This window comes from Carboxydothermus hydrogenoformans Z-2901 (assembly GCF_000012865.1).
GTDB classification, from domain to species: domain Bacteria; phylum Bacillota; class Z-2901; order Carboxydothermales; family Carboxydothermaceae; genus Carboxydothermus; species Carboxydothermus hydrogenoformans.
This window is the reverse complement of the sequence record NC_007503.1, coordinates 958,218-979,973: the sequence shown is the minus strand read 5'-3', so window position 1 is coordinate 979,973 and position 21,756 is coordinate 958,218. Positions and strand designations below refer to the sequence as shown.

Annotated in this window: 24 protein-coding genes; 4 read left to right on the top strand and 20 right to left on the bottom strand. The window is 43.8% G+C overall.

The features are described from left to right. Nucleotides 1-50: 50 nt before the first annotated feature. From gatB to pcrA, 5 genes are all read right to left on the bottom strand, one after another. The gene (gatB, locus tag CHY_RS05110) at nt 51-1,496 is read right to left on the bottom strand and encodes an Asp-tRNA(Asn)/Glu-tRNA(Gln) amidotransferase subunit GatB (protein WP_011344025.1); all 1,446 of its coding nucleotides are present in this window, start codon (nt 1,494-1,496) and stop codon (nt 51-53) included. 10 nt (nt 1,497-1,506) lie between these two features. Beyond that, complete coding sequence (gene gatA, locus CHY_RS05105) at nt 1,507-2,964, bottom strand: Asp-tRNA(Asn)/Glu-tRNA(Gln) amidotransferase subunit GatA (protein ID WP_011344024.1); 1,458 nt, start codon at nt 2,962-2,964, stop codon at nt 1,507-1,509. Between the two features lie 14 nt (nt 2,965-2,978). Next, complete coding sequence (gene gatC, locus CHY_RS05100) at nt 2,979-3,263, bottom strand: Asp-tRNA(Asn)/Glu-tRNA(Gln) amidotransferase subunit GatC (RefSeq protein ID WP_011344023.1); 285 nt, start codon at nt 3,261-3,263, stop codon at nt 2,979-2,981. Between the two features lie 79 nt (nt 3,264-3,342). Beyond that, a complete protein-coding gene (gene ligA / locus CHY_RS05095) occupies nt 3,343-5,337 on the bottom strand; it encodes an NAD-dependent DNA ligase LigA (RefSeq protein ID WP_011344022.1) in 1,995 nt (664 codons plus the stop codon). 12 nt (nt 5,338-5,349) lie between these two features. Next, nucleotides 5,350-7,506: a DNA helicase PcrA gene (gene pcrA / locus CHY_RS05090; RefSeq protein WP_011344021.1), complete on the bottom strand. Its 2,157-nt coding sequence runs from the start codon at nt 7,504-7,506 to the stop codon at nt 5,350-5,352. 163 nt (nt 7,507-7,669) lie between these two features. Here pcrA and CHY_RS05085 point away from each other — a divergent pair, with 163 nt between their 5' ends. Genes CHY_RS05085 through CHY_RS05075 form a run of 3 tightly spaced genes read left to right on the top strand, consistent with a single transcriptional unit; the run spans nt 7,670 to nt 9,219 of the window. Next, nucleotides 7,670-7,999, top strand: coding sequence for an ArsR/SmtB family transcription factor (locus CHY_RS05085; protein WP_011344020.1), 330 nt, complete (start codon nt 7,670-7,672; stop codon nt 7,997-7,999). Further along, complete coding sequence (locus tag CHY_RS05080; RefSeq protein WP_011344019.1) at nt 7,992-8,945, top strand: permease; 954 nt, start codon at nt 7,992-7,994, stop codon at nt 8,943-8,945. The genes CHY_RS05085 and CHY_RS05080 overlap by 8 nt, the downstream gene beginning before the upstream one ends. A 28-nt stretch (nt 8,946-8,973) precedes the next feature. After that, a complete protein-coding gene (locus tag CHY_RS05075; protein WP_011344018.1) occupies nt 8,974-9,219 on the top strand; it encodes a thioredoxin family protein in 246 nt (81 codons plus the stop codon). Nucleotides 9,220-9,282: 63 nt separating this feature from the next. Here CHY_RS05075 and CHY_RS05070 read toward each other — a convergent pair whose 3' ends face one another. The 15 genes from CHY_RS05070 to CHY_RS05000 form a co-directional block, all read right to left on the bottom strand. Then, nucleotides 9,283-10,269 (bottom strand): cytochrome c biogenesis protein CcdA, encoded by a 987-nt coding sequence (locus tag CHY_RS05070; protein WP_049752076.1) that lies wholly within the window; start codon nt 10,267-10,269, stop codon nt 9,283-9,285. A 15-nt stretch (nt 10,270-10,284) separates the two neighbouring features. After that, complete coding sequence (locus CHY_RS05065) at nt 10,285-10,470, bottom strand: hypothetical protein (protein WP_028052853.1); 186 nt, start codon at nt 10,468-10,470, stop codon at nt 10,285-10,287. 86 nt (nt 10,471-10,556) lie between these two features. After that, nucleotides 10,557-11,174 (bottom strand): glycerol-3-phosphate acyltransferase, encoded by a 618-nt coding sequence (locus CHY_RS05060; RefSeq protein WP_011344016.1) that lies wholly within the window; start codon nt 11,172-11,174, stop codon nt 10,557-10,559. A gap of 85 nt (nt 11,175-11,259) precedes the next feature. Then, the gene (gene arsB, locus CHY_RS05055; RefSeq protein WP_011344015.1) at nt 11,260-12,336 is read right to left on the bottom strand and encodes an ACR3 family arsenite efflux transporter; all 1,077 of its coding nucleotides are present in this window, start codon (nt 12,334-12,336) and stop codon (nt 11,260-11,262) included. Continuing rightward, a complete protein-coding gene (locus tag CHY_RS05050) occupies nt 12,333-12,710 on the bottom strand; it encodes an ArsR/SmtB family transcription factor (RefSeq protein WP_011344014.1) in 378 nt (125 codons plus the stop codon). The genes arsB and CHY_RS05050 overlap by 4 nt, the downstream gene beginning before the upstream one ends. Nucleotides 12,711-12,870: 160 nt before the next feature. After that, nucleotides 12,871-13,482, bottom strand: coding sequence for a bifunctional phosphoribosyl-AMP cyclohydrolase/phosphoribosyl-ATP diphosphatase HisIE (gene hisIE, locus CHY_RS05045; RefSeq protein ID WP_011344013.1), 612 nt, complete (start codon nt 13,480-13,482; stop codon nt 12,871-12,873). Beyond that, on the bottom strand, nt 13,472-14,251 hold the full coding sequence (gene hisF / locus CHY_RS05040; RefSeq protein WP_011344012.1) for an imidazole glycerol phosphate synthase subunit HisF: 780 nt from the start codon (nt 14,249-14,251) through the stop codon (nt 13,472-13,474). The genes hisIE and hisF overlap by 11 nt, the downstream gene beginning before the upstream one ends. Continuing rightward, nucleotides 14,251-14,982, bottom strand: a complete 732-nt coding sequence (gene hisA, locus CHY_RS05035) for a 1-(5-phosphoribosyl)-5-[(5-phosphoribosylamino)methylideneamino]imidazole-4-carboxamide isomerase (RefSeq protein ID WP_011344011.1) — start codon at nt 14,980-14,982, stop codon at nt 14,251-14,253. The genes hisF and hisA overlap by 1 nt, the downstream gene beginning before the upstream one ends. Continuing rightward, entirely contained in the window at nt 14,979-15,578 is a 600-nt protein-coding gene (gene hisH / locus CHY_RS05030) for an imidazole glycerol phosphate synthase subunit HisH (RefSeq protein WP_011344010.1), read from the bottom strand. The genes hisA and hisH overlap by 4 nt, the downstream gene beginning before the upstream one ends. A 3-nt stretch (nt 15,579-15,581) precedes the next feature. Continuing rightward, nucleotides 15,582-16,160 (bottom strand): imidazoleglycerol-phosphate dehydratase HisB, encoded by a 579-nt coding sequence (gene hisB, locus CHY_RS05025; RefSeq protein ID WP_011344009.1) that lies wholly within the window; start codon nt 16,158-16,160, stop codon nt 15,582-15,584. After that, the gene (hisC, locus tag CHY_RS05020) at nt 16,157-17,206 is read right to left on the bottom strand and encodes a histidinol-phosphate transaminase (protein ID WP_011344008.1); all 1,050 of its coding nucleotides are present in this window, start codon (nt 17,204-17,206) and stop codon (nt 16,157-16,159) included. Before hisC ends, hisB begins: the two co-directional genes overlap by 4 nt. Beyond that, nucleotides 17,199-18,476, bottom strand: a complete 1,278-nt coding sequence (gene hisD, locus CHY_RS05015; RefSeq protein WP_011344007.1) for a histidinol dehydrogenase — start codon at nt 18,474-18,476, stop codon at nt 17,199-17,201. The genes hisC and hisD overlap by 8 nt, the downstream gene beginning before the upstream one ends. Next, the gene (gene hisG / locus CHY_RS05010) at nt 18,457-19,122 is read right to left on the bottom strand and encodes an ATP phosphoribosyltransferase (protein WP_011344006.1); all 666 of its coding nucleotides are present in this window, start codon (nt 19,120-19,122) and stop codon (nt 18,457-18,459) included. Before hisG ends, hisD begins: the two co-directional genes overlap by 20 nt. 70 nt (nt 19,123-19,192) lie before the next feature. Then, complete coding sequence (gene hisZ / locus CHY_RS05005) at nt 19,193-20,167, bottom strand: ATP phosphoribosyltransferase regulatory subunit (RefSeq protein WP_011344005.1); 975 nt, start codon at nt 20,165-20,167, stop codon at nt 19,193-19,195. Then, entirely contained in the window at nt 20,164-20,472 is a 309-nt protein-coding gene (locus CHY_RS05000) for a YerC/YecD family TrpR-related protein (RefSeq protein ID WP_011344004.1), read from the bottom strand. Before CHY_RS05000 ends, hisZ begins: the two co-directional genes overlap by 4 nt. 230 nt (nt 20,473-20,702) lie before the next feature. Between CHY_RS05000 and CHY_RS04995 the strand changes: the two genes are divergently transcribed. After that, nucleotides 20,703-21,719 (top strand): hypothetical protein, encoded by a 1,017-nt coding sequence (locus CHY_RS04995; protein WP_011344003.1) that lies wholly within the window; start codon nt 20,703-20,705, stop codon nt 21,717-21,719. The last annotated feature ends 37 nt before the right edge of the window (nt 21,720-21,756 follow it).

Here is a 21,756-nt window from a genome sequence, read left to right as displayed (position 1 = left end):
CAGTAGAAAATCAAAAAAAAGCCGCTGCCGGTAAGACAGCGGTCTTTATATTATAGCTTTGCTAATTTGTCCCGTAAGAGCTGGTTTACCGCTTCAGGATTAGCCCGTCCGCGGGTTTCTTTCATAATCTGACCAACTAAGAAGCCTAATGCCTTTTCCTTTCCGTTCTTGTAATCTTCCACCGCTTTGGGATTTGCTGCAATTACTTTATCCACCACCGCTTCCAATTCACCCAAATCGGTAATTTGCACCAGTCCTTTTTCTTTGACGATTACCTCCGGGTCTTTACCGGATGAAAACATCTCTTCAAACACCGTTTTGGCAATTTTACCGGAAATTGTGCCCTTATCTAAAAGTTCCAGCATCTTGGTAATTTGTTCAGGTTTTATGGGACATTCGGTAATTTCTTTTCCTGCAGCATTTAGTAAACGTAAAAGCTCATTTATGACCCAGTTAGCTACTGCTTTTGGATTACTGTAACCCTTCGCCGCTTCCTCGTAGTAATCCGCCAGTTCCCGGGTTAAGGTCAGGACATGGGCATCGTAGGGAGTTAAGCCATACTGTTCCACAAACCGTTTCTTGCGAGCATCTGGAAGTTCCGGCAATGTAGCCCTTATCTCTTCTAACCACTCCCGGTCAATGACCACCGGCGGTAAATCCGGCTCGGGGAAATAACGGTAATCGTGGGCTTCCTCTTTGCTGCGCATGGAAAGGGTTACCTGACGGCTCTCATCCCACATCCGGGTTTCCTGGATGATTCGCCCGCCTTCCTCTAAAATCTCAATTTGCCGGGCAATTTCGTATTCCAAAGCTTTTTGCAGAGCTTTAAAAGAGTTCATATTTTTTATTTCCGTTTTGGTTCCGAACTCTTTCTGGCCTTTGGGACGAACGGAAACGTTCGCATCACACCTGAGACTTCCTTCCTCCATCCGGCAGTCGGAAATTCCGGTATACTGGATAATTGCTTTAAGTTTTTCCAAGTAAAGTCTTGCTTCCTCGGGAGTACGGATATCCGGCGCCGAAACTATTTCAATCAGCGGCACTCCGGTTCGATTGTAGTCAACTAAAGAGTAAGGTGTTACCGCAAGGTTTCCCTGGTGTACCAGTTTTCCCGCATCTTCTTCCATGTGAATCCGGGTAATGCCAATTCTTTTTACCTGCCCATCGACCTCAATTTCTAAATAACCGTTTTTCGCTAACGGCAAATCGTACTGGGATATCTGATAATTCTTGGGTAAGTCGGGGTAGTAGTAATTTTTCCGGTCAAATTTGCAGTATTCGGCCACTTCGCAGTTTAACGCCAGCGCTGCTTTAATCGCGTAATCCACCACTTTTTTATTTAAAACGGGCAAAACCCCGGGAAGCCCCAAGCACACCGGACAAACGTGCGAGTTCGGATCGCCGCCAAACTCGGTAGAACAATTGCAAAAGATTTTAGTATTGGTTTTTAACTCCACATGAACTTCTAACCCAATAACCGCTTCGTATTCGCGCATAATACACCTCCTAAAGCTTGGGCCGTGCCTTATGAAATTCGGTATTTTGCTCAAAGGCATGGGCAACTTTCAGTAAGGTTCCTTCATCAAAAGGCTTGCCAATTAACTGGAACGATACCGGCAGATGACCGTCAAAACCAGCCGGAACCGAAATCCCGGGAAGGCCGGCCAAGTTTACGGCCATGGTGAAGATGTCCGAAAGATACATCGAAACCGGGTCGGACGTTTTTTCTCCAAACTTAAACGCCGGGGTTGGAGTGGTTGGGGTTAAAAGGAGATCTACTTTGGTAAAAGCCCGGTCAAAATCTTCTTTAATAAGGGTCCTTACTTTCAGCGCCTTTAGGTAATAAGCATCATAATAACCTGCACTTAAAGCATAGGTACCAAGCATGATCCGTCTTTTTACCTCAGCCCCAAAACCTTCCGCCCGGGTCCGGGAGAACATTTCTACCACATCTTCGGCTTCAAAATCCCGGTAGCCGTAACGGACTCCGTCATACCGGGCTAGGTTGGAAGAAGCTTCCGCCGGAGCAATCAGATAGTACACCGGAAGAGAATATTTGGTATGAGGTAACGATACCTCTTCAAAGACTGCTCCTAAACTTTCCAAAACCTTTATCGCATCGTCAATCGCCTTTTTCACTCCAGCATCAATACCGTCAATAAAATATTCCTTCGGCAGCCCAATTTTCAGGCCCTTAATGTCCTGATTTAAAAAGCTTAAGTAATCAGGATATTCAATATCGGCAGAGGTTGAATCTTTCGGGTCGTGACCGGCAATCACATTTAATAAAAGGGCCGCATCTTCCACCGTCCGGGCAAAAGGTCCGATTTGATCCAAGGAGCTGGCAAAAGCCACCAAACCATACCGGCTTACCGCCCCGTATGTAGGTTTCAAGCCCACTATTCCGCAAAAAGCAGCAGGCTGGCGGATGGAACCCCCGGTATCGGAACCCAGAGCCACTACCGCTTCTCCAGCAGCCACACTCGCCGCCGACCCACCGGAAGAACCACCGGGCACCCGTTCTAAGTCCCAGGGATTTCTGGTGGGGAAAAAGCGGGAATTTTCGGTAGAGGAACCCATGGCAAACTCGTCCAAATTGGTTTTACCGGTAAACACCGCCCCAGCTTCCTTTAACTTTTCCACCACAGTGGCGTCATACGGCGGTATGTAGTTTTCCAGGATTTTGGACGAACAAGTAGTTCTAATCCCGGCGGTAGACATGTTATCTTTGATGGCCACCGGTACCCCCGCCAGCGGCCCCGGGTCTTCTCCCCGGGCAATTTTTTCATCGACTTCCCGGGCCATTTTAAGTCCCAGCTCCCGGGTTACCGTCACATAAGCTTGAATTTTGGGCTCTACCGCTTCTATCCGGTCAAATGTAGCTTTTGCCACCTCTACCGCCGATATCTCTTTAGCCTTTATTTTTTCTGTTATTTCTTTTGCACTTAAGTAATATAGTTCCAAAACCGTACCCTCCTTTAAATAATTTTCGGCACCTTAAAGAAGTTTTCTTCCCGTTCCGGAGCATTGGCCAGGGCTTTTTCGGGATCTAAATGCTGATGAACTTTATCTTCCCGAAAAACATTTTTGATGGGCAGCACGTGGGCGGTGGGTTTAACGTTTTCGGTATCAAGCTCCTGCAACTGCTCGGCATATTTTAAAATATCATTCAACTGTTTTGTATACATTTCCTTTTCTTCGTCACTTAATTTTAACCGGGCAAGCATTGCCACATGTTCAACATCTTTTAAGGAAATTGTCATAACAGTTCCCCCTTTAAAAAATATCCTTTTGCCATTATACAAAAATTTAACAAACATTGGCAAGAAAATAGTGAAAATCTTAGCTCATCACCATCTGGCGAAACTCCTCTTCGGTTAAAATTGGAATACCCAGCTCTTTGGCTTTGGTTAATTTACTGCCCGGGTCTTCGCCAACCACTACATAACTGGTTTTTTTCGAAACGGAAGAACTTACTTTTCCGCCGAGACTTAAAATGAGTTGCTCCGCTTCTTTGCGGGTGAAGGATGAAAGGGTTCCGGTTAAGACAAAAGTTAATCCTTCTAAGCGGTTATCCCGCACCTCGGCCAGGTACTTAGTGTTTACTCCTGCTGCTTTTAACTTTTCGATAAGTTCTAAATTTTCCTTTTGGGCAAAAAACGCCTTAATTGAAGCCGCCATTTTGGGCCCCACAGAAGGAATCGCCATGATCTCCTCTTCCCCGGCGGCAATTAACTTGTCAAGCTCCTTAAAATGAACTGCCAAATCCCGCGCAGCTTTTTCCCCTACAAGCCGAATTCCAAGGCCGTAAATAAGCCGTTCTAAACTGTTTTGCTTACTTTTTTCAATAGCATTAATCAGGTTTTCGGCCGATTTTTTCCCCATCCGCGGAAGCCTGGCAACCTCTTCGGCAGATAAGTAGTAAAGGTCGGCATAATTATGAATTAAGCCAGCTTCCAATAAGAGCTCGGCCACCGCCGGTCCCAGGCCTTCAATATTCATAGCTCCTCTTGACGCAAAATGCACGATGCCTTCTTTTAACTGAGCAGGACAGGAAGCATTGGTACACCGCCAGGCTGCTTCCCCGGGAAGTCTTACCGCTTTCCCCTGGCAGACCGGACAAGTATCAGGCATGACAAACTCCTTCTCAGCACCGGTCCTCTTTTCCTTCACTACTTCCACTACTTCCGGAATTATTTCGCCAGCTTTTTGCACCCTAATGATATCGCCAATCCGAATATCCTTTTCCCGGATGTAATCTTCGTTATGGAGCGATGCTCGCGTCACGGTAGTGCCAGCCAGGCTTACCGGTTCAAAAATAGCCGTCGGTGTTAAAACCCCGGTACGGCCAACCCGTACGATAATATCTTTTAACCGGGTCTCGGCAATTTCCGCTGGAAACTTATAAGCAATCGCCCACCGGGGAGACTTTGCGGTAAACCCCAAAGCTTCCTGCTGGGCAAGACTATTTACTTTAATTACCAAACCATCAATAACATAGGGCAGGGAAAACCTCTTTTCGTGCCAGCTCTGGCAGTAATTAATAACGTCATCAATATTGTTAAATACTTCCCGGTAAGGATTTACTTTAAACCCAAGCTCCGAAAGCCACTCCATTAATTCCGCCTGGGTTTTGGGCTCGTATCCCTGAACTTCCCCAATAGCATACATAAAAGCACTTAAGTCCCGTTCAGCGGTAACTTTGGGGTCAAGCTGCCGTAACGACCCTGCTGCTGCATTCCGGGGATTGGCAAATAAGGGCTCCCCCCGCTCTTCCCGCTGCTCATTTAAGCGGGCAAAAGATTCCTTGGGCATGTACGCTTCGCCCCGAACTTCTAAAAGGGGTATGGGGTTTCGTAATTTTAGAGGTATAGCTTTAATGGTTTTAACGTTAGCCGTAATATCTTCCCCCGTGGTACCGTTACCCCGGGTGGCTCCTCGCACCAAAACTCCGTTTTCATACACCAAAGATATAGCCAGACCGTCGATTTTTAACTCTACCTCATACTCTACCTCCTGCCCGGGTAACAGTGACCGGACCCTCCGGTCAAATTCCTTTAAATCCTCCGGTCCAAAGGCGTTATCAAGACTGTACATCGGTTTTAAATGAGCCACTTCCCGAAATTCTTTGGCAACTTCCCCTCCCACCCGCTGGGATGGAGAATCGGGAGTGATAAACTCGGGATACTGCTGCTCCAAAGAAATTAACTCCCGGAGCATCCGGTCATATTCGGCATCGCTTATTTCCGGCTGGTCCAAAACATAATACCGGTAGTTGTGATAATGAAGAAGGGCCCTAAGTTCTTCGATACGCTTTTTGACAGCTTCCTTATCCATTCATCCACCTCCTTAGACTTTTACCAGAGGAGCAAAACTTCCCAGAAGTTCTTTTACTTCACCACCTTCAAATCTCACTTTTATAATTACATCTCCCTCTTTGGGTTTAACTTCCAGCACCGTTCCCACTCCAAACTTTTTATGGCTTACCCTATCTCCCGGAGAAAAAGCCCCCTTTTGCTTTTCTCCCCCCGGAGAAAGAGTTTTGTCAACTGGATTACCTCCGGAAACTGTTTCTAATAAACTTTCAATTAATTCTTCAGGTATTTCATCTAAAAAGCGGGAAGGCTCGTTAAAGTCGGTCCGTCCGTAAACCGTCCGCCGCCAGGCCCGGGTAAGATAAAGCCTCTTTTGCGCCCGGGTAATGCCTACATAGCAAAGCCTTCTTTCTTCTTCTAATTCCTGGGGGTCAATACTGAAAATGGCCCGGCTGTGAGGAAATATCCCTTCCTCTAAACCCACCAGAAAAACCACCGGAAACTCCAGACCTTTGGCGGCATGGAGGGTCATCATCCGCACCCGGTTTTCGCCACCTTCTTCAGTATCCGCATCGGTTAACAGGGATATGGTACCTAAAAACGCCTCTAAAGACTTATCTTCGCTCTCCCGTTCAAAAGCCTGGGTTACAGTCAAAAACTCGTTTAAGTTTTCAATTCTCGCCCTTGCTTCCATGGTATCTTCCGCTTTTAACGCCGGTAGATACCCGGAACGCTCCAAAATTTCTTCGGTAAGTTTGGTAACACTTACCCTGTCCTTTAATTCCCGAAACCAGAGGAGCATTTCGCCAAATTCCTTTAAAGCTTTCCTGGTTTTTCCGGAAACCAAAGCCAAAGCTTCATCCCTTAAAAGCAATAACCCTATGGGTAGTCCAGTTTCGTCGGCATAAGCTTCAACTTTGGCAAAACTCGCCTCACCGATTCCTCGCTTGGGTTCATTAATGATTCTTTTTAAAGCCACTTTATCATAAGGATTGGCTACTATCCGTAAATAAGCAATAATGTCTTTTATCTCCTTGCGATCATAAAAGCGTCTGCTACCAAAAATCACGTACGGAATGCCTCTTTGCATAAACGCTTCTTCAAAGTTCCGGGATAAAGCATGGGTTCGATACAAAAGAGCTATGTCATTGAAATTATACTCGCCGCTTTTCACCAAAGATTCGATGGTTAAAGCCACAAACGCCGCTTCGTCCTTTTCATCCACTGCAGGATAAAAGTAAACCGGATGACCGGATTCTTTGGTAGAAAAAAGCTCTTTTTCCTTGCGCATCCGGTTTTTGGCAATTACCGCATTAGCCGCATCGAGGATTTTCTGGGTGGAGCGGTAATTTTCTTTTAAGATCACCACTTTTGCTTCCGGATAGTCCCGTTCAAAATTTAAGATATTGGTAATATCCGCTCCCCGCCAAGAGTAAATGCTCTGGTCGGGATCTCCCACCACACAGAGATTGCGGTGTTTTTGCGCTAAAAGATTTACCAGCCGGTACTGGGCATGGCTTGTATCCTGATACTCATCCACCAGAATATATTTAAATCGCCGCTGGTAGTATTCAAGAACGCGAGGATAATTTTCAAATAGTCTTACCGCATAATAAAGTAAATCATCAAAGTCAAGGGCATTATTTTTATTAAGCTTTTCCTGGTACATATTATAAATTATCGCCACTTTTTCTTTAAATAAGTCATCGGCATCGTCTCTATACTGCCGGGGAGAAATAAGCTTGTCCTTGGCCGAGGAAATATGGTAGGCAATAGCTTTGGGAGCAAACCGTTTATCGTCAATATTTAGCTCTTTTAAACACTCTTTTATTACCTGCAATTGGTCTTCCTCATCATAAACGGTAAAATCCCGGCTAAAACCAAGTTTTTCAATATCATTCCGTAATATTCTTAACGCAAAAGAATGAAAAGTAGAAATCCAGATTTCCCGGGCACTTCCCGAGATTAACCTTTCTACCCGTTCTTTCATTTCGCGGGCCGCTTTATTGGTAAAAGTTATGGCTAAAATTTCATGGGGGTAGGCCATTTTCCGATAAAGCAAGTGAGCGATACGGAAGGTTAAAACTCTGGTTTTTCCCGTTCCCGCTCCGGCCAAAACTAAAAGTGGCCCATGGGTATGGGTAACCGCTTCTCTTTGAGCTGGGTTTAAAGTAGCTAACAGCTTCTCCATCGATATCCTCCATCTACTCGATATTTTTCCCATCCCATTATACCATTCAACGCCACTGCCGGTAATCCCTTCAGCAAAAACTAAAAGTTTGTACTTGATTTCGCATGTTTTTTAGTTTATTATTATATTAGAAAATTCTAATATAGTGAATAGGAGGTTAAATATGGACTTTTTGCTGGCGGAACTTGCCGAAATTTTTAAAGCTCTGGCCCATCCTACCCGATTAAAGGTTATTTATTACCTAAAAGACCGCGAGCGCTGCGTCTGCGAATTTATTGAAGAATTTTCCTTAGAGCAGTCCAATATTTCCCAGCACTTGGCGGTTTTAAAGCGAGCGGGAATCGTTAGCTCCCGCCGGGTAGGATTAAACGTTCATTACCGTCTTACCAACCCCAAATTTGTCGAACTGGTGGATTTATTAAAAGATATCGTCATTGAAGAAACCAAAAAAGAAAGCGAAAACCTTTTAAAGGGAGAGGATTTTAATGCTTAATTCCTTTGCTGATCTTGTAACCTACCGGCTTTTTGGTCTTGAAAAAGGAAGCGCGCTGGGCGAAGCAGTACACTTTTTTATTTACGATACCATAAAGATTTTTCTTTTACTTGCTGTAATTATTTTCGTCGTTTCCTACCTTCGCTCGTACATCACCCCGGAAAAAACACGGAAAGTCTTAAGCGGCAGGTTTGGTTTTTTGGGTAATATTCTTGCTGCCTTGTTTGGTACCGTTACGCCTTTTTGCTCCTGCTCCGCCGTTCCCCTGTTTATCGGTTTTGTCGAAGCAGGTGTACCTTTAGGAGTTACCTTTTCCTATCTTGTTTCAGCCCCAATGGTCAATGAAGTAGCTTTGGTCATGCTTTTAGGAATGTTTGGAGTTAAAGTGGCATTAATTTACGTTGCTTCCGGCTTAGTAATTGCCATAATTTCAGGTATAATCATTGGAAAACTTAAGTTAGAACACTGGGTGGAAGATTACGTTTACCAGATTAAAATGGGTGAGCAGGCTGCATCTACTCAGGGTATGAATTTTGCCCAAAGAGTGGAGTTTGCCAAATTTGCTACCAAAGACATTCTTAAAAAAGTCTGGCCGTATGTTTTGATTGCCATTGCCATTGGCGGCTTTATGCACGGATATGTACCTACCGACTTTTTTGTTAAATACGCAGGTCGTGGTCAGCTTTGGGCAGTACCCTTTGCAGTAGTACTTGGTATCCCCCTTTATTCCAACGCCGCCGGGGTAATCCCTATTGTAAAAGTCCTTTTTGAAAAAGGAGTTGCCTTAGGTACAGTTTTAGCCTTTATGATGTCGGTAACGGCACTAAGTCTTCCGGAAATGATTATTTTACGCAAAGTTTTAAAGCCTAAGCTCCTGGCAACCTTTGTAGGAATTGTTGGTTTTGGGATTTTATTAACCGGCTACTTATTTAATGCTATTTTTTAATTAAAATTTACCAAAAGGAGGCATTTTTATGGATATTAAAGTTTTAGGTATGGGCTGTGCTAACTGCGAAAAGTTAGAAAGAATGGTTTTTAATGCTTTAGCCGAATTAAACATTGATGCCAATGTTCAAAAAGTCCAGGACATTCCCGAAATCATGAAATACGGAGTAATGTCCACGCCGGGCCTGGTCATTAACGAAAAAGTCGTTTTATCCGGAAGGGTCCCCTCCAAAGCAGAACTGGAAAAAATTATTTTAGAGCACGCCAACCAATAAGTTTTCCTACCCCTAAAACATAAAAGGCCGGATTTCCATTCCGGCCTTTTTGAACTTATTTTGCTATAATAATCTTCCAAACAAAAGGTACAACCCATACAACACAAGTATCCCGCCAAAAATATAATTAATTATTTCCCCGTACCGTCCTAAGGAAGTAATCTTACCCAAAAAGGCAGAAAAGGTACCGGCTAAGATTAAGGGTAGGCCATGGCCAAAACTGTAGGAAAACAGGAGCGCTCCGCCAAATAAAGGCGATGCTTTAGCCAGCGCATAAGTTACAATAACAATTAAAACCGGCGTGGCACAGGGGCTGGCGGATAAGCCAAAGAACAAGCCCATTAAATACGAAGAAAAAAGTCCGGTGCCCTTAACCGGCATCCTTTTTAAGCCAGGAAGATTTATCGTATAAAAGCCCATCACCGCAAATCCCATTAAAATGGCCACTATCCCCAGAATAAAATTAAAAGCAAATAACCGGCTTTTGATAAAAGTTCCTAAAACCCCAATTCCAACTCCCAAAAGGGTAAGAGTCGTAGCAAGACCCAGGACAAAAAATAGCGAGTAAATAAATCCTTTGGCCGGTGACCGCCCGGCATAACCACCGGTGTAACCGATAATAAGCGGAATCATACCTAAGATACAAGGGGTAAAACTGGTAGCAATCCCCCCAAGAAAAACAACAAAAAGCGCTAAAAGCTTTGAATCCCCCAGTAACCCTGGAAGCTTATCCGCAAGCGTTTGGGCAAAAGATTTTTTCTTCCCCGAATCATTTAATTCAGGGGTTTTTTTTTCCTTTAAAGCCACTTTATCCATCTGGGCTTTTAACTCTTCCTTAGTAAGCCCGCCAACAAACATCGGCATTTGATTGCCCTGGGCATCAGTCCAGGGGACAATATTCCCGTTTTGATCAACTACAATAAACGTTGGGACGTACTGGATACCAAATTTTGCTGCTAACTGTTGGCTATCCTGACGACTAACTTCCGCTACAATTACCCGCATCCGTCCTTCGTATTCTTTCTTTAATTCCTGCACCACCGGTGCCATTTGCGCACAGGTAGGTCAGGTTGCCCCGGAAAACTCTAATAAAAAAGGTTCATGGTTTTTTAAAGCCTCATTGTACTGATCAATTACATTGCCGCTATTAGCCGGCGAGCCTAATTCCCGGTTAGTAGCGTAATACACTCCAAAGGCTAAAAGGGCAATGACAAATACCACAATTAAAGCAATAGTACTTTTCTTTTCCATCTCCACCCCGCCTATTGATTTAATTAATTTACTTTTTTTAATTATACCATATTTTATTTTTTCTGTGACTAAAATTTTTCACTTGTTTATTTAAACAGGAAATTTCCCCTTTTTTTCAGCAAAATCTTGAAATCCCTTCGTCTTTTATAAAGTAAAACAAGAAAATTAAATACCCAGAGTAAAAGCAATTTTTCAAAACCATTTCCAATTAAAAAAAACATTAAAATGGTAAAACCAACGATATCAAGCATTGCGTCCCTTTCAGGTAAAGATGGGCTACCCCAAAAATAAATTCTTTCAAGAGCTTTTAAAATCCCCAGTACAACTGCGTAAAAAAATGAAGCCTTAAAGTCCGTAACTGCGCTCCATACACCAAAAGTAACGGCCATAGCTTTCCCTCCTTTAAATCTTAAAAAGGGAGAAAAAGCATGGCCTAAAACAGGTGCTATTGCCACAAAAATCAGAGCTATTCCATTTATAAGATATTCTTTTTTAATAAAATAAACAAGGGGAAAATATCCCTTCAAAAAATCCAAAATAGCACCCAAAATACCCACTTTAAATCCAGCGGCATACCAAAGATTAAAAGCTCCCGGATTTCCATCCCTAACATCTTCTAATTTTTTGCCAACCATAACTCCTAACCAGTAGGAAAACATCAAAGAACCACAGGTAAATTCAATAACCATCAATAAAAGAATCATTGGTTATGGTTCCTTCCTTCGTCGTACTGGAGTTTATTAGAACCCCCGGTAAACGGAGAACAATCTCCCCCTCAACCGCAGGACTTTAAAACCACTCATAATACTGTTCACCTTCGCCAAAATATTTATCTTTTAATTTTAAGGCCATGTTAACCAGCCAGAGCATAACCGGCACTTCAATGAGGGGACCGATAACCGCCGCAAACGCCTGCCCGGAATTTAACCCAAAGGTAGCCACAGCCACCGCTATCGCCAGCTCAAAATTGTTACTGGCAGCAGTGAACGATAATGTAGCGGTCCGGGCATAACCAAAACCAGCCTTGGCCGAAATGTAAAAGGAAATAAAGAACATTAATACAAAGTAAGCAATTAAAGGAATAGCTACCCTAACCACATCCAACGGAAGTTTCACAATGTACTGACCCTTTAAAGAAAACATCACGACAATGGTAAAAAGTAACGCATATAAAGCGGTAGGACTTAATTTGGGGATAAACTTTGTTTCATACCATTCCCGCCCTTTGGATTTCAAAAGAGAAAACCGGGTAATTACTCCGGCTAAAAAAGGAATACCAAGGTAGATAAAAACACTCTTAGCGATTTCCGCCATGGAAATGTCAAGGACAACCCCCTTGGTATCATAACCAAGCCAGCCCGGAACCACTTTGATAAAGAAATAAGCATAAGTTGAGTAGAAAAATACCTGAAAGAGGGAATTTAGCGCAACAAGTGCTGCTGCATACTCAGCGTCTCCTTTGGCCAGAGCATTCCAGAGAATAACCATGGCGATACACCGGGCAAGGCCGATTAAAACTAATCCCATGAAATACTCGGGATAGTTTCTTAAGAAAATATAGGCCAAAATAAACATTAAAACCGGCCCGATAATCCAGTTTTGCAGGATGGAAAATAGGAAAATTTTGCTGCCACCCCGGAAAATTTTATTAACTTCTTCATACCGCACTTTGGCCAGCGGCGGATACATCATCCAGATAAGGCCAATAGCAATGGGTATGGAAGTGGTATCAATGCTCAAGCGGTCTAAAAGCCCAGCAATCCCGGGAAAGAAATAACCAATGGCAACACCCAAAACCATTGCCAGTAAAATCCAGACGGTTAAATACCGGTCTACAAACGATAATTTAGCAGAAGTTTGGCTCATAACTCCTCTCCTTCCTCACAGACTTCTTTTTTAAATCCTAAAAATTCGCATAAATCCGGTTGTTCCCGAAGGGGTGAAGGTTTTACCGGAGTTTCCAGTAATTTTCGAATCTTCCCCAAAAATCCTCCCAGTTCCTTTTCCAAAAGTTGCACCGCCTCAGGAGTAGCATAATAAAAAATAATTTTCCCCTGTTTTTCGTTTTTAATAAGCCCGGCTTGCTTTAAAACTTTTAAATGGTGCGAAACCGCTGGTTGGGATAAACCCAAAAGAGAAATTGCCTCACACACCCCCATTTCTCGTTTGGTTAACTCCAAAAAAAGCCTAAGTCGATGAGCGTCAGCTAAAGCTTTTAAAATATTAACAAGCTTCTCCAATAAACTCCCTCCAAATTTATATTTAAATATTTAAATATATCTTGAAAGTAGTTTAACATAGGACAAATTTTCCTGTCAATAAAAAAGTGGTAGGTCGTAGGTGTTAGGTGGTCGGTAAAAATTTAAAAGCGCACCGGAGTGCGCCATCAAATTTAAATACTTATTTAAAACGTTTTTTTAGTTCCTCCGCAATATCGCCGAGAGCAACGTCCTTTGCCGCCAGTAATACCAGTAGATGATAAACCAAATCAGCGGCTTCGTAAATTAATTCTCCTTTATCATCATTTTTAGAGGCTATAACCGTTTCTACCGCTTCTTCGCCCACCTTCTGGGCAATTTTATCTATTCCTTTTTGAAATAATTTTGCCGTATAAGAACCTTCCGGCAGCTTTTGTTTCCGGTCAAGGATAATCTGCCAGAGTTTGGCCAAAACCTCGTTTAAATCTTCTCTCTCGCCTTTTCCTTCCCAGAGGGTTCGGTAAAAACAGCTGTAATTTCCGGTATGACACGCTACCCCCTTTTGCCTTACTTTTATTAATAAGCAGTCGGCATCACAATCATACCGGATCTCCACAATTTCCTGGGTATTGCCGGACGTCTCCCCTTTATGCCATAAAGCGTTACGGGAGCGGCTGTAAAACCAGGTTTGACCGGTCTCCAGGGATTTTTTTACGCTTTCTTCATTCATGTAAGCTACCATTAAAACTTCTCTGGTATCAATATCCTGTACCACCGCCGGAATCAAGCCTTTTTCGTCAAACTTAAGTTCCATTTTCGGTATCCCCCAATCGGACCGGTATCCCCCGCTCTTTTAAGTACCTCTTTACTTCTTTAATGGTAAATTTACCAAAGTGAAACACCGAAGCTGCCAAAAGAGCCGAAGCGTGCCCCAAAACCACTCCTTCGTAAAAATGGGAAAGCTCTCCCACACCCCCCGAGGCAATTACCGGAATTTTCACCGCATCGGCAATTTCCCGGGTAAGTTCGAGGTCATAGCCATCTTTCGTTCCATCTCTATCCATACTGGTAAGTAAGATTTCTCCGGCCCCGAGTCTCTCCACTTCCTTAGCCCATTCTACCGCATCTATTCCGGTGGGAGTACGCCCACCGTGGATATAAACTTCAAAGCCACCATCTTTTTTTCTTTTGGCATCGATAGCCACCACAATACACTGGCTGCCAAACTTTAAAGCCGCTTCCCGGACAAGTTCGGGATTTTTTACCGCCGCCGAATTAATCGATACTTTATCCGCCCCGGAAGCCAAAAGGGCTCGGATATCATCAATATTTCTTATACCTCCGCCAATGGTAAAGGGGATGGAAAGGGTTGTAGCCGTCCGCTTGGCCACTTCCACCATGGTTTGTCGCCCCTCAAAGGAAGCAGTAATATCCAAAAATACCACCTCATCGGCACCTTCCCGGTCGTAAAAAGCGGCAAGCTCAACCGGGTCTCCGGCATCCACAAGGTTTAAGAAATTTACCCCTTTTACCACCCGCCCTTTATTCACATCCAGGCAGGGAATTATCCGCACCGTTAACATTAAGACTCCCCTTCCAGTATCCTAATCCCTTCTTTTAAATCAATTTTACCTTCTAATATTGCTTTTCCGGCAATAACCCCGTAGATTTTGTTTTCCCCGAGTTCCCGCCAGCGTCTTAAATCCTCTAAACCAGAAATACCACCCGAGGCTATTACCTTTAAACCGGTATCAATGGCAAGCTTTAAAGTTTCATTAAAATTGGGCCCGGTTAAACTCCCGTCCCGGGCAATGTCGGTATAAATTATTGTGGTAACTCCCATTTCCTTAACCTTATAGGCCAGGTCCAAAGCCCGGTAATTGGAACTTTCCACCCAGCCTTTAATTGCTACCCAGCCGTTTTTGGCATCAATCCCGACCGCAACCTTATCCCGGTCAAGGGTAAGCATCTCCTCTAAAAGCTCCGGATTGGTTACCGCTATCGTCCCTACAATAACCCGGGAAACTCCTAAGTCTATTAACTCCCGAAAACTTTCAATATCTCTTATGCCTCCACCGACCTGTACCGGTATGGAAACATTTTTAATAATTTCGGCAATGACTTCAAAATTTTCACTTTCCCCGGTAAAAGCACGATCCAAATCCACGACATGAATTAGCCTGGCTCCCGCTTCCTGATACTTTAAGGCCAGCTCCACGGGCGAAATCGGGTATTCGGTTTTCCGCTCTTTTTCCCCCTGCGTAAGCCGCACCACTTTTTTCCCCATTAAATCTATTGCTGGTATTAAAATCATAGCATCTCCCTCAAATTCTTAAGTATCTGCCTTCCCACCGGTCCGCTTTTTTCCGGATGAAACTGAAAGCCAATAATACTGCCCCGCCTTACCGCCGCCGGAAACTTTTCCCCGTATTCGGTATAAGCTAAAACATACCTGGAGTCGGTCTGGGCATAGTAGGAGTGGACAAAATAAACATAATAATCCGGTAAATTCTTAAAAAGTTCATGGGTCGTGTCTACCGGTACCAAGTTATTCCACCCCATGTGGGGAATTTTGGGAGCTTTTTGAAAACGAACCACTTCCCCGGGAATAAGGTCCAAACCCTCATACTCGCCATCTTCATAGCTTTTCGTAAAAAAAAGCTGCATCCCCAGACAAATCCCCAGGATTGGCCGGTTTAAGGAAGCCCGTTCTTTTAAAGCCAAAAAAAGCCCCTTTTCCTTTAAATTCCTCACCGCATCCCTGAACGCCCCAACCCCGGGTAAAACCACCAAATCCTCCTCCAAAATTTTCCTGGGATCCGAAGTAACGGAAGGTTTATATCCCAGTTCTTCTAAAGCCTTGGTCACACTTAAAAGATTACCCATTTCGTAATCTACCACAACCGTCACTTTCTAAATCACTCCTTTGGTTGAGGGTAATTCATCCCCCTGGACGGAAACCGCAACTTTTAAGGTACGTCCCAAGCCTTTAAAAATTGCCTCGGCTTTATGGTGTAAGTTTTTGCCCGAAATTTCCCGGACATGCAACGTAATCCCGGCTTTTTGCACAAACCCGCGTAAAAACTCTTCTACCATCTGGTAGTTAAACTTTCCTGCCAAAACCGGCGGAAAGTCAGCTTCAAAGGCAAGATACGGCCGTCCGGAAATATCAACCGCTATCAGCATTAATGCTTCATCCATCGGATAAAAACCCGAGGCAAAGCGGGCAATTCCCTTTTTATCCCCTAAAGCTTTAGAAAACGCTTCCCCCAAAACCAGACCAATATCTTCCACCGTGTGGTGGTCATCTACCTCCAGGTCTCCCTGGCAGGAAAGATTTAAATTAAACCCGCCAAATTTACAAAACAGGGTGAGCATGTGGTCAAAAAACCCAAGGCCTGAAGTTCCGGAAAACTCCCCGTTTCCGTCCATTGTAAACTCCACATTAATCATGGTTTCTAATGTTGTTCGTTGTACCTCGGCCCGCCTCATAAGATTTCCCCCAGTTTCTTTAAAAGTTGCCGGTTTTCTTCCGGTGTACCAACGGTTATCCGTAAATAATTAGCAAGGGCTCCTCCCAAGTACCGCACTAAAATTCCGTGGTTAATTAACTCCTGGTGAATCTTTTTTGCCTTTTCCCCGAATTCCACCAGTATAAAATTAGCGTGGCTTTTCACCGGCTTTAAACCCAAAGAAGCTAACTGGTTATAAAGCCTTTCCCTTTCGGCTACGATTTCTTTAATTTCCCCTTGAAAAACTTCTTCGTTGGCCAAAACCACTTCCCCGGCAATCTGGGAAAAAACATTTACATTATAGGGATTTTTTACCTTGATAATTTCCTTTACCACATCAACGCTGGCAACTAAATATCCCAACCTTAAGCCGGCCAGAGCCCGGGCTTTGGAAAAGGTCCGCAAAATAACAAGGTTTTGATATTTTTTTAATAAATCTATCGCCGAAACTCCCGAAAATTCCACGTACGCCTCATCCACTACCAGCAAATGGTCGTAAGCTAAAAGCTTTTTAATCGTTTCTATATCCACCAGGGTTCCCGTCGGGTTATTGGGATTGGCCAGAAACACTAAATGGGGTTGATACTTTTCAATGGCTTTTTTCGTTTCATCCAGATCAAGGCTAAAATCATCCCGGTACGAAACTTCGAAAAATTCCGTTTGGGTTACAAAAGCATGGTGTCGATACATCACAAAGGAAGGAGAAAAACTTAAGGCAATCCTCCCGTATCCCCCAAAGGCTAAATAAAGGCAAAGAATCAACTCATCGGAACCATTTCCTAAAACTATATTTTCCGGCAAAACCCCAAGCTTTTCCGAGAGTCTAATACGAAGCCTCCCAGCCAAGGGATCGGGATAAAGGGGAAAATCCCTTGTCCCAATTTTGGAGAAGATTTCTTCCAGTAAACTTTTTGGAAAAAGATACGGGTTTTCATTGGCATCAAGTTTAATTTCATAGGAAACCAGATGAGGTTCGTAGGGCTTTAGCTGGGCAAAGGCTTCTTTAAAATATCTCGGCTTATTCATTGGAAATCCTCACTTTCACCGAAAGGGCGTGGGCAAATAGCCCTTCCGTTTCGGCAAGTTTAATAACATCCCTGGCATCGGCCAAAAAACCTTCTTGGGAATAATAAATTACGCTACTTTTCTTTAAGAAATTATCCACCGACAGGGGCGAATAAAAGCGGCTAGTTCCGGAAGTGGGCAAAACGTGATTGGGTCCGGCCAAATAATCCCCCATGGGTTCAGGACTAAACTGTCCCAAAAAAACCGCTCCGGCATTTTTTACTTTAGCTAAATAGCCGAAAGGATTGGGGAGCATTAACTCCAAATGCTCCGGAGCCAGCTGGTTGGCAAGCTGTAAAGCTTCCTCTTCATCGTCCACCACCACAATTCCTCCGCAATTTTCCAAAGCTTTTAAAATTATCTCCCGGCGGGGTAGGAGCTTTAAATACTCCTCCACTTTTTGCGCTGTCTTTCGGGCCAGCTCCCCATCCCAGGTAATAACCACCCCCGAAGCCAGGGAATCATGTTCCGCCTGGGATAACATATCCGCGGCAAGATACTCGGGCTTTGCCGAGCTATCGGCGATAACCACCACCTCACTGGGGCCTGCCAGCATATCGATATTGACCGTGCCGTAAACGAGCTTTTTGGCGATGGTCACATAAATATTGCCCGGTCCGGTAATTACATCTACCCTGGGGATGGTTTTGGTGCCAAAAGCCAGGGCAGCTATGGCGTGCGCTCCGCCAACCCGGTAAATTTCCGTCACCCCGGCTTCCCGGGCGGCAACCAAAACATAAGGATTCATCCGCTCGCCTTTTTGGGGCGAAACCATCACAATTCTTTTTACCCCGGCAACTTTTGCCGGTACGGCATTCATCACCACCGACGAAGGATAGGCTGCAGTACCGCCCGGTACGTAAATCCCGGCAACCTCCACGGGAGTATAAATTTGTCCCAGGATATTTCCGTTTTCTTCCGTGGTAAACCAGCTCCGGGGAAGTTGCTTTTGGTGAAAATCAAAAACCCTTTGAATTGCTTTGCGAAGACTATTTAAAAACCCATCGTCCACTTCCCTGTAAGCTTTATCTATTTCCTCTTCGCTTACTTTAAGATTGCTTAAATCCCCCTTAAAACCATCAAACTCCCGGGCGTACTCGATTAACGCTTCATCCCCCGAACTTGCCACTTCATTAAGAATTTTTCGTACCTGTTGCTCTATATCTTCCTCCACTGCTTTGCGCCGGGAATATTTATCTAAAAGTTCTTCTTTATTTAAGATTAACTTCATTTTTTTCGCCCCCAACTAAATTCTTGAACTTTTTTACAATTGCTTTTATTTCCCGGTCATAAACCCTGGCGGCTACCCGGTTGGCAACCAACCTTGCGGTTATATCCATTATCTTCGTTATTTCAATTAAGTTATTTTCCCTTAAAGTTCTTCCGGTAGAAACCAGGTCCACAATTACATCAGCAAGACCCACCAGCGGAGCCAGCTCTACATTCCCGTGCATTTTGATAACCTCCGCCCGCACCCCAAGACCTTTAAAAAACCGTCGGGTTACTTCGGGAAATTTGCTGGCCGCCCTGACTTCCGTAAGCTTTCCCAAATCGTGCACTTTAGGGTTATCCCTGGGTGCCGCCACGGCAAAATGGCATTTTCCGTATTTTAAATCCAAAAGTTCAAAAATTTCCCGTCGCTGCTCTTCAATTACATCCTTACCCACAATACCCAGGTCGGCCGCTCCATGCTCCACAAAAGTGGGGATATCGGTCGGCCGGCAGATAATAAAAGTATATGGGCCATCTTTAATTACGAGTTTTCGACTTTCCAAAAGGACCTCTTCCTTTTTTAAAAAACCCGCTTTATAGAGAAGGCGCACCGTATCGGGAAATAATGTCCCTTTAGGCAGGGCAAAAGTTAAACCATTTTTCATTTTTATAGCCTCACTTTATTTTGTTAAAGTGTTAAATTATTAATATACTAAAATCATAAGGTTAAAAAAATTATTTGTCAATACTATTGGCAATACTTTCAACAATTCTTTCCAACCCCAGGGCAAAACCAAAAGCCGGTGTATCCCAGCCAAATTTTTTTAAAAGGGTATCGTAACGCCCTCCACCCCCCAAAGGATAGCCTAAATAAGGGGTGTAAGCTTCAAACACCAAACCGGTGTAATAGTTTAAATCCCTGACCAAAGAAAAATCCAGCTTTAATTCCCTTACTCCCTCAGAAATTAGGTATTCGGTAACCTCCTCCAGTTCTTCTAAGGCTTTTTTGGCTTTCGGATGGCTTAACATTTTCTTTGCCTTTCTTAGGATTGCTTTACCTCCCCGCTGCTGTAAAAAATCCACCAGACTTTCCCGGACCCTTTGACTTTTTCCCGCCCTCTCAAAAATTCCCTCCAAAGCTACGTAATCTTTTTGATTTAAAGCATTTTTTATTTCCGAAAAATGGTTAAAAAGTTCGTATTCTTCAATAAGCCCCGTTAAAATATCCACATGTCCCAGAGAAATTTCCAGGTTTTTCACCTTGGCTTTACGCAAATACACAGCCATTAGTTTTATTAAGTCTGATTCTAATTTTGAAGTAATATCCCCAAACACTTCAATCCCCAGTTGTTTAAACTCTCTAAGTTTGTTTCTTCCGGAAAAATTCCCGGAAAAAACCGTTGCCGCATAAAAAATTTTAAGGGGTAACTCCCGATGCTTCATTTTGGTAGAAACCACCCGGGCAATGGGGGTGGTCATATCTCCCCTGAGGGCCAAAAGCTCTCCCGTACGGTCCACAAATTTAATTAAATCGGTCTCCGATGATTCCCGCAAAGTTTCATAATACTCAAAGGAAGGAGTTATAACCTCTTGAAAGCCTTCCTTGGCCACCAGCTCTACAAACAAGTTTTCCAGGTATCTCCGTAACGCTGCTTCCCCGGGTAGATAATCTCTTACTCCCATTGGTAGTTCCTTAAAGTTTTCCCTCATAATTTCCCTTCTTCCTTTAAGCGTTTAAGCATCAGCCGGTAACCGGAAGCGCCGTAATTTAAATATCTTTTAACCCGGCTAATGGTAGCGGTACTTGCTCCGGTTTTTTGGACAATTTCCTGATAGGTTCTTCCCTCATCCAGCATTTTCGCCACTTCCCAGCGCTGGGCCAAAGCTTTTAATTCCGCAATAGTGCAGATATCTTCAAAAAAAGCATAACATTCATCAATATTTTTCAGGGCAAGTATTGCCTCAAACAAACTGTCAAACGCCGGGTCCCGTAATTTTCCCTCATACTTAAACATAGAACCCCCCCGCAACTTTTCTTATTTTAATACTTTAATATACTAAAATATTCTTGTCAACAATTTTCGGTTGTCTTCTGTTAACTTTTTCGTTATACTTTTCTTGTACTACAGTCAGTAATCAACACACCTTAGAGGGACGGTTCTTAGAACGTGCTATTCCTATTATACGTAATAATAGCACTCGGACAGAACCGTCCCTAAAGGAAGCGTTTAGGGAGGTGAATAAAATGGTGAAGGCTCTGGCACTCTTTTCGGGAGGCCTTGACAGCACTTTAGCCATAAAGCTTATTCTGGAACAAGGTGTAGAAGTAGAAGCGGTTAATTTTACCAGCCCTTTTTGCCGTTGTTTAGCTAAAGGCCAGGGATGTGCTTCCACCGCTAAACTCGCAGCCGATTTAGGTATAAAGCTTCATGTGCAAAACTGCGGTGAAGAATATTTAAGAATCGTGGAAAACCCACCCCACGGCTACGGCAGCGCTTTAAATCCTTGCATTGACTGCCGGATCTTCAAATTTAAAAAAGCAAAGAAACTTATGGAAGAAATCGGCGCCAAATTTATGATTACCGGCGAGGTTTTAGGGCAGCGGCCTAATTCGCAGCGACGGGATGCGATAAATTTAATCGACCGGGAAGCGGGAATTAAGGGTTTGGTTCTCCGGCCCCTTTCGGCCCTGCACTTTCCCCCAACGATTGCCGAGCAAGAAGGATACGTTTCCCGGGATAAACTTTTAGCTATTTCCGGTCGCTCCCGGAAAACCCAGATGGAACTTGCCGCAAGTTTTGGGATAAACGATTATCCCTGCCCCTCGGGAGGATGCCTTTTAACCAAAAAAGAATTTGCCGGCAAAGTGCAGGATTTAATTCGTTACAACGGTAAGCTAACGGTAGAAGATATTGATCGTTTAAAATTTGGGCGTCATTTTCGCCTTTCCCCCACCGCCAAAATTATCGTGGGAAGAAATGCCCAGGAAAACGAATTGATTTCGTATTTTAAAAAACCCGGAGAATTCCTCGCCAAGGTAGAAGGTTTTACCGGACCAACTACTTTAATTCAAGGCAATCCAACGGAAGACGATTTTTACCTTGCAGCCAAAGTCACCGCCCGCTATGCCGATACTCCTGAGGCCTCAGTTTCGGTAAGGATTTGGAACGATTCCGTAGTAAAACGGGTTAATGTTTTAAAAGCTACTGACCAGGAATTAGCTAATTACCGGATTGTTTTTGACAAAAGAAGGCGTCCTTAAAAAGAGCGGCTCTACTTTAAATTAAGCCGCTCTTTTT